The organism is Acinetobacter sp. NIPH 542, from assembly GCF_000369825.1.
In the GTDB taxonomy this organism is placed as follows: domain Bacteria; phylum Pseudomonadota; class Gammaproteobacteria; order Pseudomonadales; family Moraxellaceae; genus Acinetobacter; species Acinetobacter oleivorans.
Map to the genome: position 1 here is coordinate 1,919,953 of NZ_KB850206.1, position 15,749 is coordinate 1,935,701.

General features: G+C 39.1%; 12 protein-coding genes. 7 read left to right on the forward strand and 5 right to left on the reverse strand.

Translation table 11 applies throughout. From position 1 onward, the window contains the following. Positions 1-7: 7 nt before the first annotated feature. The 5 genes from pgaD to F886_RS14460 form a co-directional block, all read right to left on the reverse strand. Positions 8-466 (reverse strand): poly-beta-1,6-N-acetyl-D-glucosamine biosynthesis protein PgaD, encoded by a 459-nt coding sequence (gene pgaD, locus F886_RS14440; RefSeq protein ID WP_005306731.1) that lies wholly within the window; start codon positions 464-466, stop codon positions 8-10. Then, complete coding sequence (gene pgaC / locus F886_RS14445) at positions 463-1,710, reverse strand: poly-beta-1,6-N-acetyl-D-glucosamine synthase (protein WP_005306734.1); 1,248 nt, start codon at positions 1,708-1,710, stop codon at positions 463-465. Before pgaC ends, pgaD begins: the two co-directional genes overlap by 4 nt. Further along, positions 1,710-3,536 carry a poly-beta-1,6-N-acetyl-D-glucosamine N-deacetylase PgaB gene (gene pgaB, locus F886_RS14450; protein WP_005306736.1) on the reverse strand — a complete coding sequence of 609 codons (1,827 nt, stop codon included), beginning with the start codon at positions 3,534-3,536 and terminating at the stop codon, positions 1,710-1,712. Before pgaB ends, pgaC begins: the two co-directional genes overlap by 1 nt. Beyond that, on the reverse strand, positions 3,536-5,974 hold the full coding sequence (gene pgaA, locus F886_RS14455) for a poly-beta-1,6 N-acetyl-D-glucosamine export porin PgaA (protein WP_005306739.1): 2,439 nt from the start codon (positions 5,972-5,974) through the stop codon (positions 3,536-3,538). The genes pgaB and pgaA overlap by 1 nt, the downstream gene beginning before the upstream one ends. A gap of 385 nt (positions 5,975-6,359) precedes the next feature. Next, entirely contained in the window at positions 6,360-7,196 is an 837-nt protein-coding gene (locus F886_RS14460) for a posphoenolpyruvate synthetase regulatory kinase/phosphorylase PpsR (RefSeq protein ID WP_004791471.1), read from the reverse strand. A gap of 147 nt (positions 7,197-7,343) precedes the next feature. On the opposite strand from F886_RS14460, the gene ppsA reads away from it, so the two are divergent. From ppsA to cyoE, 7 genes are all read left to right on the forward strand, one after another. Beyond that, entirely contained in the window at positions 7,344-9,731 is a 2,388-nt protein-coding gene (ppsA, locus tag F886_RS14465; protein ID WP_171056848.1) for a phosphoenolpyruvate synthase, read from the forward strand. A gap of 64 nt (positions 9,732-9,795) precedes the next feature. Further along, a complete protein-coding gene (locus F886_RS14470; protein ID WP_005306747.1) occupies positions 9,796-10,551 on the forward strand; it encodes an RDD family protein in 756 nt (251 codons plus the stop codon). A 316-nt stretch (positions 10,552-10,867) separates the two neighbouring features. Beyond that, positions 10,868-11,902 carry a ubiquinol oxidase subunit II gene (gene cyoA, locus F886_RS14475; RefSeq protein WP_004791463.1) on the forward strand — a complete coding sequence of 345 codons (1,035 nt, stop codon included), beginning with the start codon at positions 10,868-10,870 and terminating at the stop codon, positions 11,900-11,902. Between the two features lie 3 nt (positions 11,903-11,905). Next, on the forward strand, positions 11,906-13,897 hold the full coding sequence (gene cyoB, locus F886_RS14480) for a cytochrome o ubiquinol oxidase subunit I (protein WP_004791462.1): 1,992 nt from the start codon (positions 11,906-11,908) through the stop codon (positions 13,895-13,897). Positions 13,898-13,901: 4 nt separating this feature from the next. Then, positions 13,902-14,522, forward strand: coding sequence for a cytochrome o ubiquinol oxidase subunit III (gene cyoC / locus F886_RS14485; protein ID WP_005306751.1), 621 nt, complete (start codon positions 13,902-13,904; stop codon positions 14,520-14,522). Continuing rightward, on the forward strand, positions 14,522-14,851 hold the full coding sequence (locus F886_RS14490) for a cytochrome o ubiquinol oxidase subunit IV (RefSeq protein WP_004643325.1): 330 nt from the start codon (positions 14,522-14,524) through the stop codon (positions 14,849-14,851). Before cyoC ends, F886_RS14490 begins: the two co-directional genes overlap by 1 nt. Positions 14,852-14,861: 10 nt before the next feature. Further along, a complete protein-coding gene (cyoE, locus tag F886_RS14495; RefSeq protein ID WP_005306754.1) occupies positions 14,862-15,740 on the forward strand; it encodes a heme o synthase in 879 nt (292 codons plus the stop codon). Positions 15,741-15,749: the final 9 nt, after the last annotated feature.

Below are 15,749 nucleotides of genomic sequence, written 5' to 3' on the forward strand. Positions count from 1 at the left end.
TTTTTATTTACTCATACTTTTGCAAATTCCCATGATCATCGTAATGCAAAATGACACGTTGTTTCTTTTGCAGCTCACTTAACATCTCGGAACTAACTGAAAATTGGGCTGCTAACAGTTCAACAGAACTATTAGGCGCCTTAGCTCTTCGGTCCTCGCCACTAAACCTAATCCAGTTATAACTCGCCCATAAAATTAAAATGAGCGCGCTAATTCCGATGAGCAACGCTAAATGTAATAAGGTCTTAACTTCTGATATATGGTCAACCCAGACATAATCATAAATTAAGTGTCCTTCAAAAACCCATAAAAACAGTGAAACCAATGGAAACAACAACCACATTAAACAAAACCAACCAATGGTTTGTAATGTGTAGTTTGCCGTTTTATTTTTGACGTATTCTGGCTGGTCAATATATTCAGGGATATCTAACGTTTCGATATCCTTATTTTCCTCAGGTTTCATGGGTTATCTCCACGGAAGCCTCGGTCTGGGCTTACCCAGCGGGCACGTTTTTTAGTGTTAAATAAAGTCTTGGGTACCGCAACAACACTTGTGAACAAAGTCAGTAGCCAGAAAAATAACGGATACCAAATGACCCAAAAATAATTTCTAAAGAAGCGACTACGGTCATAGCGTTGATCAATCCACAAACTCACCAAAAACTGGATTAAACATGTTCCGCCGAGTATTACACCATACCACTGAGGCATAAGCGTTTTGATCTGCCATTGCAGAGGCAACTCAATAAACAATCCAACAAAAAATAGCGTAAAGATCAGAATCATGACATAAGACCAGATAATACTAACTAGCGCCTCGATCATGACAGGCCACATTCTGCGAACACGCAGTTTGAACATTTGTGGAATATATTCTATAAGAACCTCTACCCCACCTTGTGCCCAACGAAGGCGTTGCTTCCATAACCCTTTAAATGTCTCAGGCATATAGATATAACAAAGCGCTTGTGGAATATACTGAATATCCCAATGGTCGAGCTGTAGCTTCCATGAAATATCAATATCTTCGGTAATTTTATCGTCTGACCAAAAACCGACTCGAACGAGTGCTGTTTTACGAAATGCTGCAATCACACCCGATACTGTAAAAATACGACCATATGTACGCTGTGCACGCTTGATCAAACCAATAATCGAAGAAAACTCACCAACCTGTAATTTTCCTAAAATACTAGATCGGTTTAAAATTCGTGGGTTCCCCGTTACAGCACCAATTCGCGGGAAGTTAATAAATGGCTGCATTAACCAAAGTACGGCATGCGGATGTAACAATGCATCGCCATCGATACAAACAAGATATTCGTATTTACTAACCAATACGCCCGATCTTAAAGCTACCGCCTTACCCTGATTTTCTGCTAAGTGCACAACCCGAAGTCGTGAGTCTTGCGCTGACAATTCATCTAGAATTTCAGCTGTCCTGTCACTACTTCCATCATTAACGGCGATCACTTCAAAATTAGGATATTTGGTTTGCAGTGCATAACGAATTGTTTGGCGTACTTGAGCTTCTTCGTTAAAACACGGAATAATGATACTGCATCCTTCGCTGGTCGGTTCAGGAAGTGCTTGTTCACGGTATTCTCTTTTAAAGAAGAACCAAAGTCCCCCTACCATCCATGTCCAAGCCATCAGTAAGGGATATAAAAAGGCAAAAGCAAATAGAATATCGAGTAATACCCTCATTACTTTTTCCCCTCTACCAATCCAGCAAAAGGCTGATACATCACAGGACTAGCATTCAAACTAATCGGATTATATAAATATTGATGAACATCTTTTGATTTTTCAAAATCATAGCCATCGATACCGAATTTCTGGATTCCTACTCGCTGAATCGAAAAAAGTCCCTGCTGTACTTCTTCCCAAGCCGTTTTTTGCGAGTTTTCTGGTAATTCTAAAGTCAGCATTATTCTTTGCTTATCATTTTCATCAAGTGTATTTAAAAGCATTAACAACTCATTAAATTGCTTTTTCTTACCAATCACATCGAACTTCAAATTGACTAAATCATGTTGTAATAAAAGCGTTTTGATAAGCCCAGGTAGCTTTTCCACATGATCTAAATCAGGTGTAAGCAATAAACTAAACTGCGCCTGATTACTCATGTTTAAATAAGGTTTTACCGCTTTTTTAGTCATTTGACTCAGTTGTGCGAGCTGTTTTGATTGCTCAATACAACTGTTTTCTTGGACTGTTATTTTTTGCATTGCGCAGTTTAAAGCTGTTCCTGCATTGAGCTGAACACCGCTTAAATTACTGTTAAAGCGTGCGATATCTTTAGCCAAATCTACTGTTAAAAATGGCTTATCTTTTTGAGGATAAGCTGGCAACTCTAATATTACCGATTGACCTGCCCGAGTTTGAGCCTGCCATAAACTACGGTTTAAAATATCTTGTTGAACGAGTATTTTATTTGTAGGGAAATAAGCAACATCATATTGCCCATCTCCGTTTTTATCTTCCAAAGGCTTTAAGATTAGAGCATTGTTTTTTAGGCTATATAGTTTTGATAACAACTGCCCTAGTTTTTCATCGGTCTGAGCATTCTGTTGAGCTGCTAATTGCTTTAAATCCATACTCACAAAATGACGAGGTTGCTTAAATAAATCTGACTCTTCGAAATTCAGAATATTTAACATACCTTCGGTGAGCTGTTCGGCTGTAGGGTTACCTATAACCAAGCTACGCTTAAAAGTTGAATCATTCACACGATTCATACCATCACGACCCAAACTGAAAGAAAACTCAAAGCCTGCTTGCTGCGCTAGTTTTTCCAATTGCTCATTCACAGCGCCATAAGGCCAAATAATTGCTTTCGGATTAACACCGACTTCTTTTTTCAAAACGGCGTAGGATTTTTTCAAATCCTGCAAAATACGTTGTTGATATTCTGCATCTGTTTCATAACGTGATTGCGATTTTAAATAAGCATAAGAAGTGGCAGCCGGTTGCTCATTACCCTGAGGATTGGCCAATACACCATGATGTAAATCATCACTATGGCTTGCAAACTCGGCTAACCCCGATGCTTGCATTTCGCGAACTTGAGCCCAGTTCACCAAGTTACCCTGCCCATAAGCTTCATAACCTGCCTGAGTATTGCCATTTAACCAACTGGTTGGAAGAGCAAATACTGCTGGAATTTTATATTGCTTAAGTAAAGGAAATACTCGGCTATAACTACTCAACGCACCATCATCGAAGGTAAGTAGAATAGAGTTATGAGGTAATTCTTTACCTTGCTTACGAGCCTCTTCAATATCTTTCAGACGAATTGGTTTCCAATCAGACTGACTGAGCCAATCGAGAAACTGCGCCAGATTATTGGTCTGAATCGCATAAACATCACGGTCGCCCTCCTTTAGTACGTCATCTCGCACATCATGAAAAGTTAAAGAAACCGTATGATTTTTTGGTAGTTCAGTTTCAATGCGGGCATGAGAAAATTGTACGGGTAATAATGTTGAAGCAAACACACAGCTCAACATTTTTGACTTCATATTATTCATTAAAAACGCCCTTCAAATCCGAAAATACCATAGGTATGTTGTTCATCATGACCATCGTATGGATGGTATTGCCAACCAATTCCATAATTAAGTTGCCAAGTCCGTGAGAGCTGCCATTGATGTTGATATTGCAAAGAATATATTGGTCGAGCTGAGTAATCTGCTTGTTTATAAAGCCCGACTCCAGCTTCAAAATGCTGCTTAAATGAGCGTTCGTATTCTCGCCAAGTGATCCAGTCATGACTTAAATTCAACTCAGCACTGTAGTGATTGCTTGGGCTAAAGTAAGCTGTCTGATCTTGGCTATTGCTGCCATAAAATCCACGAACGGTTCCGTAAGTAATATGGTGAGGCGCATCAAATAATCGCTCGCGCCAAAAAGTAGAAAATTCTTGTTGTTTATTACCGTCGCTTATATCCGTTAAACCATAACTCGCCCCAATCTGACGTGACTCATCTTTTTGCCATGTCAAAGCGGCACGGTAAGCTTGCCCATCCTCACCAGCGTCAATTGCCTGCAATGGAATATTAGCTTGACTGTCATATTGCAATTGATATTGCCAGTGGTCATTTAACCATTGCGACCAATCAAGACGAACCCCTGCTTGTCCACCATCTGTACTTTGCGACAAAATTGCCGACAATGCCTTACGGTTCGCTTGCCACTCAGCACCGACGCCATAACGTTGGTCATGCACATCACCAAAACGATATTCTCCGAAACGGTCTTGATGCCAAGCAAATAGACGATAATTATCTTTAATCCACGGGCTATTAAGACGAGTTTCCATTTCACGGTCTTTTAAACCATTTTGCCCGCTCACAGAATCACTGTTCTCTGCTTTACTTTGGCCCCAAGTTGTTGAGTGCGAGATGGTTGCTCTATCACGATCATCCAACTCCTTTCGACTTTTAACTACGCCGCTATCTTCAGGATAATATTGCAAAAGAGTTTCTGTACTTTTGCGCCATTCCGGAATATCGCCTAAAGCCTGAGCGTTTTGCATCTGGTTAATTCGAGTATCTTTAGCAACTGGTGTTAAGCCATTTAAACGAGCAATTGTTTTTTGGGACTGTAAAGGTTTATCTCTCCAACGCTCAACACGAGCAAGGTTATTAATTAAGCCTTCGTTAGCAGGTGCAAGATCTACTTGTTTCTGGAAGTGTTTTTCTGATTGATCCAAATGATTTGCATAAGCTAAATGCATACCTTGTAAAGCAATATAATCATCACGATCAGGATGGCTTGATTTATCTACTCCTTTCGCTTGACTATATTTATACGTAGGGATTAACCGATCAACATCACTTAAAAGTTGTTCAGCTTGTTTATATTTTTCTTGTTCAATATATGAGTAGTACAGTCCAGTATATACCGTCATATCTGAATAGTTTTTTTCAGCAAGCAAGGTTTTAAAAGCAAGCTCAGCTTGTTGCGGCTGTCTTTCAGCCAAATAACTATCAGCGATCGCATGACGAATATAGGCAGGTAGTTTTTCTAGAGGTACATTTAATTTAGTAAATTGATCTAATACCGTACGGCTACACCCGCGGAAATCTAAGGCATATATATAGTCATAATGGAATCTTAAATAATTAGGATCTGACGGTTGAATCAAAGGCTGCATTTGCTCGCCTTGCTTTAACACAGCATCAAGCTCAGCAAAAGCTTCACTATCTGCCATGCCTTCCCGATTCAAATATTTATAACGAGTAATTGCGTTATTTACACGTTGAGAAAACTCACTCACTTGTAGCCAGTGTTGTAACGATTCAGTTTGTGCATTTTTATCGCTGGCAAGCACTAACTGCTGAGCCTTGTTATACGCCCCTACAGCCGCTAAGTCATAACTGTATTCTTGTAAAACGGCAAAAGACTTCGGCTGCTGCTTATATGCTTGTTCAATTACAGATAAAGCATCTACAGGCGAATTGATAAGTCGATATGCATAGGCGATTTGTACAAGTTGATCAGTCTTCAGATTTTTAGTATTAATCTTTGCTAACTGTGCTTTGCCATTTACAACATCTTTAGCTTCAGCATATAAAACTGCCAGCAAAATCTGTCCATCAGGCGTCTTTTGAATATTAAATTTATTTGACCAAGCAATCGCATCTTTAAAGTGTTTAAAATCACGGAAATTACGTATTAAAGGTAGCTGTCCATATTCTGGAAAAGTAACGAAATTAATATTCGCTAAATGCTGAGAAAAAGTTACTAGATCTTTTTTTTCATTTGACATTACAACTAAATAATCAGCTAGCAATTTTTGATCATGCGGATAGATTTTTAGCAATTGATCCAGTTGAAATATTGCTTGGTGAGTTTGTCCAGTTTTGTAGGTGTGAATAGCCTGCTCTCTCAATTCATCCACTTGAGCAGCATATAAATTGAGAGGCAAGATGTATACCAATGAAAAAACACATTTTTTTAGCATTTTGATAATCGGATAGTCCCATATCGAGGTGGGAAAGTATAATTAAAATCAAAAACCAATCACACAACACAAAAATAATGTGATCTATTTATCATTTTTAAATATTTAATATATTTTTACATGATTTTTAAAAATATTTAGCAAAATTAAATAATTAGAATTTTTAAACTTACTCAAATATATACATTTCTTTTCAATATTCTTATTTTATTTCACAATTGAATTATAAAAACCTTACAGGCTGATAACTAATAAAAACGTTTTAATAACTTTTTGTTTTATATTTAAAACTTTTATTTTTCTCATGTTTTATATTTAAAACCATTCAAATTACCTATAAATTAATATAAAAAATTTGAATGGTTAAAATAAAGATTTGATTAAATTAACCAATACGACGTTTTAATCCTGTCATTTGTAAAACGCGCGTTGAAATTTCTTCAATCGACATTTCAGTCACATTTAAATATTTAATCCCTTCTGAAATATAGATTCCTTCAATTGCTCTGAGTTCCATTTGGCATTGGCTAAAACTTGCATAACGACTATTCGCTTTACGCTCACTGCGAATCGCAACTAATCGCTCAGCATCAATCATTAAACCAAATAATTTACTGCGATGTGGTCTTAGTACTGCCGGCAAACGGTTATCATCCAAATCTTCTTCAGTTAAAGGATAGTTTGCAACACGGATACCAAATTGAAGAGATAAGTAAATAGAAGTTGGTGTTTTACCCGAACGAGAGACGCCAATTAAGATTAAATCCGCTTTATCATAATGACGAGTACGCGCTCCGTCATCATTATCAAGCGCAAAATGAACAGCATCAATACGAGCTTTATAAGATTCAGAATCGGTTACGGCATGTGTCTGCCCAACTAATGTCGTAGGTGGCGTACCTAACTCTTGTTCCAATTTACTGATTAAACCTTCAAACACATCAAGATTAACTGCTTTAGCAGTATTAATGATTTCTCGTACGTGTGGATCAACTAAAGTATCAAAGACTAAAGGTAGACAACCATCTTTGGTTTGACATCTATTAATTTCAATCACAACATCCATTGCCGCCTCTTCAGTTGTAATATACGGCATGATATGAATATCAAAATCAACATTGGGAAATTGTGCTAATAACGAATGTCCAAGAGTCTCGGCAGTAATTGCAGTTCCATCAGAAATAAAAAAAACGCTCCGTCTAAACTGTTTACTTTCTGACATTAAAATTCTCCTTAAACATTTGTCTTAGTGCTATATAATCTTTATAGTAAACTGATCTTACATGACTGTCGCTTAGTATAATTCTCAACTAAGCACTTTATTTTTATAATTTCATGCCAAGATAGACATTAATACTGCAAAAGTGGAGTGAAAACTTTGGAAGCGCGCGTAATCGGTCTAGAAAAATTAGGGAAACACGATGTCGAACTCGTAGGTGGGAAAAACTCATCTTTGGGTGAAATGATCAGCCATTTATCAAATGCTGGTGTATCGGTACCTGGCGGTTTTGCAACTACTGCTGATGCCTATCGTGAGTTCTTAGATCAAAGCGGTCTTAACGCTCGAATTCAAGCAGAACTTGCTCAACTCAATGTTGATGATGTAAATGCCCTTGCTGAAACAGGTGCTAAAATTCGTCAATGGATTGTAGAGACTCCACTCACTGCAAACCTAGAACAAGAAATTCGCGCCGCTTTTACAACACTTTCTAACGGCAACCCAGAAATCGCGGTTGCCGTTCGTTCATCTGCAACTGCTGAAGATTTACCAGATGCTTCATTCGCAGGTCAGCAAGAAACTTTCTTGAATATTCGCGGTATTGATAACGTTCTTATTGCGATTAAAGAAGTATTCGCTTCTTTATATAATGACCGTGCAATTTCTTACCGTGTACATCAAGGTTTTGACCATGACGTCGTTGCACTTTCTGCAGGCGTTCAGCGTATGGTTCGTTCTGAAACTGGTGCTGCGGGTGTAATGTTTACACTTGATACTGAGTCTGGTTTCCGCGACGTTGTATTTATTACAGCATCTTATGGTTTAGGTGAAATGGTTGTACAGGGTGCCGTTAACCCAGACGAATTTTACTTATCTAAACCATTATTAAATGCTGGTAGACATTCAGTTTTACGCCGTAACCTTGGTTCAAAACACCAGAAAATGATTTATGGTGAAGAAGGTTCTGCTGGTAAATCAGTTGTTGTTGTTGATGTTGAGAAACAAGAGCGCCAACAATTTGCTTTAAATGATCATGAGTTACAAGAGCTAGCTAAACAAGCGCTTATTATTGAGCAGCACTACGGTGCGCCAATGGATATCGAATGGGCAAAAGATGGCGATGATGGTCAAATTTACATTGTTCAAGCTCGCCCTGAAACAGTAAAAAGCCGTCAAAATGTAGGCACAATGGAGCGTTACCTTCTTAAACAAAGAGGTACTGTTCTTTGTGAAGGCCGTTCAATTGGTCAACGTATTGGTTCTGGTAAAGTCCGCATCATTAATTCAATTAAAGAAATGGACAAAGTTCAAGAAGGCGACGTTCTTGTATCAGATATGACCGATCCTGATTGGGAACCGGTAATGAAACGTGCTGCGGCAATTATTACTAACCGCGGTGGTCGTACATGTCACGCAGCAATTATTGCACGTGAACTTGGTGTACCTGCTATTGTCGGCTGTGGTAACGCAACAGAAGTATTGACTGATGGTCAAGAAGTAACTGTTTCTTGTGCTGAGGGTGACACTGGTTTCATTTATGAAGGTGCTTTAGATTTCGAAGTTCAACGTAACTCAATTGAATCTATGCCTAAGCTATCGTTCAAAATTATGATGAACGTAGGTAACCCTGACCGCGCGTTTGACTTTGCTCAAATTCCAAATGAAGGTATTGGTCTTGCTCGCCTTGAGTTCATTATTAACCGTATGATCGGCGTGCATCCTAAAGCCCTACTCAACATTGATAGCCTACCGCGTGAAACTCGTGCTGCAGTTCTAACTCGTACTGCGGGTTATGCTTCACCTGTAGATTTCTATGTTGAAAAATTGGTTGAAGGTATTGCGACCCTTGCTGCTGCATTCGGTGACAAGCCAGTTATCGTTCGTATGTCTGACTTCAAATCAAATGAATATGCAAACTTGATTGGCGGTAAGTTATACGAGCCTGAAGAAGAAAACCCGATGCTCGGTTTCCGTGGTGCAAGCCGTTATGTATCTGATAATTTCCGTGACTGTTTCGAATTAGAATGCCGTGCACTTAAAAAAGCTCGTGATGAGATGGGTTTAACCAATATTCAAATCATGATTCCTTTTGTCCGTACTGTATCTGAAGCAAAACGCGTTATTGAGCTACTTGCACAAAATGGTTTGAGACGCGGTGAGAACGGCTTAAAAGTAATCATGATGTGTGAATTACCAACTAACGCTTTACTGGCTGAACAGTTCCTAGAGCATTTTGATGGCTTCTCTATTGGTTCGAATGACTTAACTCAGTTAACGCTCGGTCTTGACCGTGACTCTGGCATTGTTTCACATCTATTTGATGAACGTGATGCAGCAGTTAAAGCCCTTCTTTCAATGGCAATCCATGCCTGCCGTAAAGCAGGTAAATATGTAGGTATCTGTGGTCAAGGTCCTTCAGACCATCCAGATCTTGCAAAATGGTTAATGGAACAAGGTATTGAGTCTGTCTCTCTTAACCCAGACTCAGTTTTAGATACATGGTTCTTCCTTGCTGAAGAAAAAATCAAGCAAATCTAATATGTTATAAAAAAAGGCCCATCCGTGGGTCTTTTTTCATCTTTAGAATAGAGAATTTTTATTTATGCAAATTTACTTGGCACGTAATAATCAACAAGCTGGGCCTTACACCTTAGAGCAAGTAAATCAAATGTTGGCTAGCCAACAAATTTTGTTAACTGATTTAGCTTGGCATGAAGGCATGACAGAATGGAAAGCTTTAGGAGAATTAACCCAAGGTAAACTTGTATATCAACCTATCGGTTATTCTGTACCTGTCATAAACACCAATAGCTCACCTAATGAAACTATTCGTCAAATTCGTGTAGAGCCTAAAATTCACGAACTTGCCTCTATTCAATCTCGAGCTTTGGCAAAAATTATTGATTTATTACTTTGGTTACCCATAGCTGCGATTCCTTCTTTTTTCTTTAATGAATCTCAATATAAGCAATTATTTGAATTGCAAAAACAAATGCAATCAGCTGAAGTTGCTTCAACTAAAGCAGCAGAGCTACAACATCAACTTTTTACTTTAATTCCTATTGAAGCTTGGCATTCTATGCTTGCTTACGTCGTAATCATGCTTGCAATTCAAGCCTTTCTTTTAACAAAATATGGGCAAAGTATAGGTAAGAAAATTGTTGGAATTAAAATCGTAGATGCTGAGAGCAATGGTAAAGTTAATTTAACTCGCATCTTCTTATTAAGAAGTGTTGTTTTCATCATACTCAACTTGTTGTTTATGCCTATTAGTACAATTATTGACTACGCTTTTGCATTAGGGCAAAAGAGACAGGCACTACATGACAAAATTGCAAGAACAAAAGTGATCAAATGATAGTGAATGACTCATTCATTTAAGGTCTAAAAAAAAAGGAGGCACCCCACCTCCTTTTTTCTATAGAGAGTTGATATTTAAATAAAAGCTTCATATTGATTCGATACCCTACAAAAAAAATCGGGTTTTAAAACAATTATTTCAGACTACTTTATGTATAGCTTAGTTTGTCGATATGAGGCATAATGCCCTACAACGTAGCGGTGTCATATAATTGAGAAGTCTAAATTTAAGGATTAGCGTTCTCAATCATGCGACACTTTAATCGCTATCCCATATTTAATTAGGGAATGGGACTCTTCACCGAGGTTGTAAAATGAGACAAACGATTTTAGCTGTATTGTCTTTATCAACGCTTGCCGCACTTTTGACTGGGTGTGGTGGTGATATGGTACTTCTAAACTCTAAAGGTCCAGTTGGTCAAGGTCAAAGTGACCTTATGATGACTGCGATCTATTTAATGTTACTTGTGGTGATTCCTTCAATCATCATGGCATTATGGTTTGGTTGGAAATATCGCGCGTCAAATAAAGATGCAGACTATAAACCTACATGGGCACACTCAACTACAATTGAAGTTGTAGTATGGGGTATCCCTGTCATTATTATTGGTATTTTAGCTTGGTTAACTTGGTGGGGTTCCCACAAGTATGACCCATACCGTCCTTTAGAATCAGATAAAGCTCCTTTAACTATTCAAGTTGTTGCAGAACAGTTTAAGTGGATCTTCATTTATCCTGAACAAAACATTGCAACTGTTAACGAAGTACGTTTCCCTGAAAAAACTCCGTTAAGCTTTAAAATCACCTCTAACTTTACAATGAACTCTTTCTTCATTCCACAGTTAGGCGGCCAGATTTATGCAATGGCAGGTATGCAAACTCACCTTCATTTGTTAGCAAATGAAACTGGCGTATATCGTGGTTTCTCTTCTAACTACTCAGGTTACGGTTTCTCTCAAATGCGTTTCAAGGCGCATAGTGTTACAGAGCAACAGTTCAACGAATGGGTAGCAGCTGTAAAAGCGGGTAATGGTTCTACTATTAACCCAGAAGCAGTTCAAAAAACTACGCTTGACCAAGCTGAATTAGCAACCTTACGTGATGGTGACCGTTCTAAGCACCAGATCGAGCATTTAGTAAATCGTGCTAAAGCTGCTGGTGATCAAGAAGCGCTTGCTAAAGCTGAAGCTATGAAACCGTTCCCGACTAAGCCACACCCTGTGACTTATTACTCTTCAGTTGAACCACAATTGTTTGAAACAATTATCAACCATTATATGAGTAACTATCATGGTGTTGACCACTCTGCTGCGCATGCAACAGCTGAACACGCTGCTCAAGGGGAATAAGACATGGATATGATTTTTGGTAAACTGGGTTGGGACTCTATCCCGACAGAGCCAATCGTGCTTGTCACCATGGTCCTTATGGCACTTGGTGCAATTGTTGTGCTTGGCGGTATCACCTATTTCAAAAAATGGGGATACTTGTGGAATGAGTGGTTTATTACGGTAGACCATAAAAAAATTGGTATCATGTACATTCTTGTATCTGTGGTCATGCTTTTGCGTGGTTTCGCCGATGCAATTATGATGCGTCTACAACTTTTCCTCGCTAAAGGCGGCGGCGAAGGTTATCTACATCCAGACCATTACGACCAGATCTTCACCGCACACGGTGTAATCATGATCTTCTTCGTAGCAATGGGTCTTGTTGTTGGTATGATGAACATCTCTGTACCATTACAGATTGGTGCTCGTGACGTTGCATTCCCATTATTGAACTCTTTAAGCTTCTGGTTATTCGCTGGTGCTGCTGGTTTGATGATGCTTTCACTTGTATTAGGTGAATTTGCTGCGACTGGTTGGATGGCTTACCCTCCTCTGTCTGGCATTCAATATTCTCCTGGTGTAGGTGTTGACTACTATATCTGGGCACTTCAGGTTTCTGGTCTAGGTACGCTTTTATCTGGTGTTAACTTCTTCGTTACCATCATCAAAATGCGTGCACCTGGCATGAAATTAATGGACATGCCTATTTTCACGTGGACTTCACTTTGTACGGCTGTATTAATCATTGCATCGTTCCCTGTATTAACAGGTACACTTGCAATGTTAACTCTAGACCGTTACTTCGGCTTCCATTTCTTCACAAATGAGCTTGGCGGTAGCCCAATGCTTTATGTGAACTTGATCTGGACATGGGGTCACCCTGAAGTATATATCTTAGTATTACCAGCATTTGGTCTATACTCAGAAATCGTTGCAACCTTCTCTCGTAAAGCGTTGTTCGGTTACAAGTCTATGGTGTATGCAACTATCGCGATTACAGTTCTTGCGTTCGTTGTATGGCTTCACCACTTCTTTACCATGGGTGCTGGTGCGAACGTTAACGCGTTCTTCGGTATCATGACCATGGTTATTGCGATTCCTACTGGTGTGAAAATCTTCTCTTGGTTATTCACCATGTATAAAGGTCGCATCACCTTTACTACTCCAATGTTATGGACGCTTGGCTTCCTTATTACATTTGGTATCGGTGGTTTAACTGGTGTACTTATGGCTGTTCCACCTGCGGACTTCCTTGTACACAACTCATTATTCTTGATCGCTCACTTCCATAACGTAATTATCGGTGGTGTGGTGTTTGGTATGTTTGCCGGCATCATTTACTACTGGCCAAAAATGTTTGGTTGGAAGCTCAATGAAGCATGGGGTAAAGCTGCGTTCTGGTTCTGGTTCTTCGGTTTCTATTTTGCATTCATGCCACTTTATATCCTTGGTTTCATGGGTATGACTCGTCGTTTGAATACATATGACAACCCAGAATGGGATCCTTACCTTGCAATTGCATTATTTGGTGCTGTTCTCGTTGCGATTGGTATTGCATGTTTCTTAATGCAAATCATTGTTGGTTTCTTACAACGCAAAGACAACATGGACCTTACAGGCGATCCATGGGATGCACGTACGCTTGAATGGGCGACTTCTTCCCCTGCTCCGTTCTATAACTTTGCGCATGAACCAGATGCAAGCGGTATTGACCGTTTCTGGACTGACAAAGAAAATGGTGTAGCATACGCACGTAACACTAAATATGAAGACATCCACATGCCGACTGATCGTGCTGCTGGTTTTGTCATTGCAATGTTCATTACTCTTCTTGGCTTTGCACTCATCTGGCATATTTGGTGGCTCGTTGTTGTTTCATTCGTTTCAGCTGTTGTTAGCTTGATCGTAAGCTCATTCACTAAGAATGTTGATTACTACGTTCCTGCTGCTGAAGTTGAGCGTATTGAAAACGAACGCTATGCTTTACTTGAAAAACACTTGAAGAAGGACTAAGGAAATGGCTGAAGTACTTCATCACGACAACCACGGCCACGATGGTCATCATGAGCATGATGATACTGACTTAACGGTCTTTGGTTTCTGGACATACTTGATGAGTGACTTGATTCTTTTCGGATCACTCTTCATTGCGTTCGCTGTATTAAGCAGTCATATTCCACCAGGAACTCCAAGTGCATATGACCTGTTCCATGACTCATTGGGCTACGTGTTAACTGAAACATTTGCCTTATTGATTTCATCGGTAACTTTCGGTTTTGCTGTACTTGCATCTTATAAAAAGAATGTAAATCAAGTTATCACTTGGTTATTTATTACATTCCTTTTTGGTGCAACGTTCATTGGAATGGAGCTTTATGAGTTCCATCACCTTGTAGAAGAAGGTCATGGTCCAACTCACAGTGCATTCTTATCATCGTTCTTTACTTTGGTTGGTACACACGGTATCCACGTAACTTCTGGTTTAGTGTGGATGTTGGTATTGATGTATCAAATCAAAACTAAAGGTTTGACATTACCGAATACACGTCGTCTAGCTTGCTTAAGCTTGTTCTGGCACTTCCTTGACATCGTTTGGATCTGTGTATTCAGCGTCGTTTACTTACTGGGAGTTCTCTAATGAGTAGTCATGACCATAATGCTGCAGGTGCGTCACACGGTAACTTTAAGCAATACACTGTTGGATTTATCCTTTCTGTTATCCTCACCATCATCCCGTTCGGGATGGTGATGGCGGGTGGTTTCAGTCGTGGAATTTTAGTTACAGTAATTGCTATCGCTGCTGTTGCTCAGGTTCTTGTACAACTTGTGTACTTCCTACACATGAATACATCATCTGAACAACGCTGGAATATGATTGCATTCATCTACACAATCTTATGTATCGCTGTGCTTTTAATCGGTTCTGTGTGGATTATGAATTACCTTCACTACAATATGATGATCTAAACTGATTGTCATGTTGAAAAAATATTTATTCCTGACTAAACCAGGAATTCTCTTCGGTAATTTCATTACCACCTTGGGCGGCTTTTTCTTAGCCGCCCAAGGCTCTATAGACATCTTATTATTACTACTCACCTTACTTGGAACAACTTTAGTTGTCGCTTCTGGTTGTGTTGTAAATAATGTGATAGACCAAGACATCGACACAAAAATGCAGCGCACGCAAAACCGTGCATTAGTCAAAAAAACCATCTCTCCTACTGTTGCACTTATATATGCATTTGTTCTTGGACTTATCGGTTTTAGTATTTTGTGGTTCGGTGTAAATGCTTACGCTTTCTTGTTTGCAATGATTGGTTTTGTTGTCTATGTCGGTTTTTATAGTTTGTGGACAAAACGCACCTCAATCCATCAAACCGTCATTGGTAGTATTTCCGGAGCGAGCCCTCCTGTTATTGGTTATACAGCAGTAACTCATCATTTTGATGTAGCCGCTTTACTTTTGTTTTTAGCTTACGCGCTATGGCAAATGCCACATTCATGGGCAATTGCTATTTATCGTTTTGACGATTACAAAAATGCGGGAATTCCCATTCTGCCTGTTGCACGTTCTATTTATCGTACGAAAGTAGAGTGTGTCATTTATATTGTGTTGTTTGCAGCCGTATTGAATGGTTTATATTGTTTTGGCTATACCAATATATTTTTTCTAGTAACTTTTAATGCATTAACAGCGTATTGGTTCTATTTATCAATTATTGGCTTTAAAGCTGAAAATGACCAACTTTGGGCTAAACGTTTTTTCCTTTACTCGGTCATATTAATTACCCTGTTAAGTTTGAGCTTTAGCTTTACCTATCAATCCCCTGCTCCAAATCTTCCTCTCTTTTAAATAAGGGAG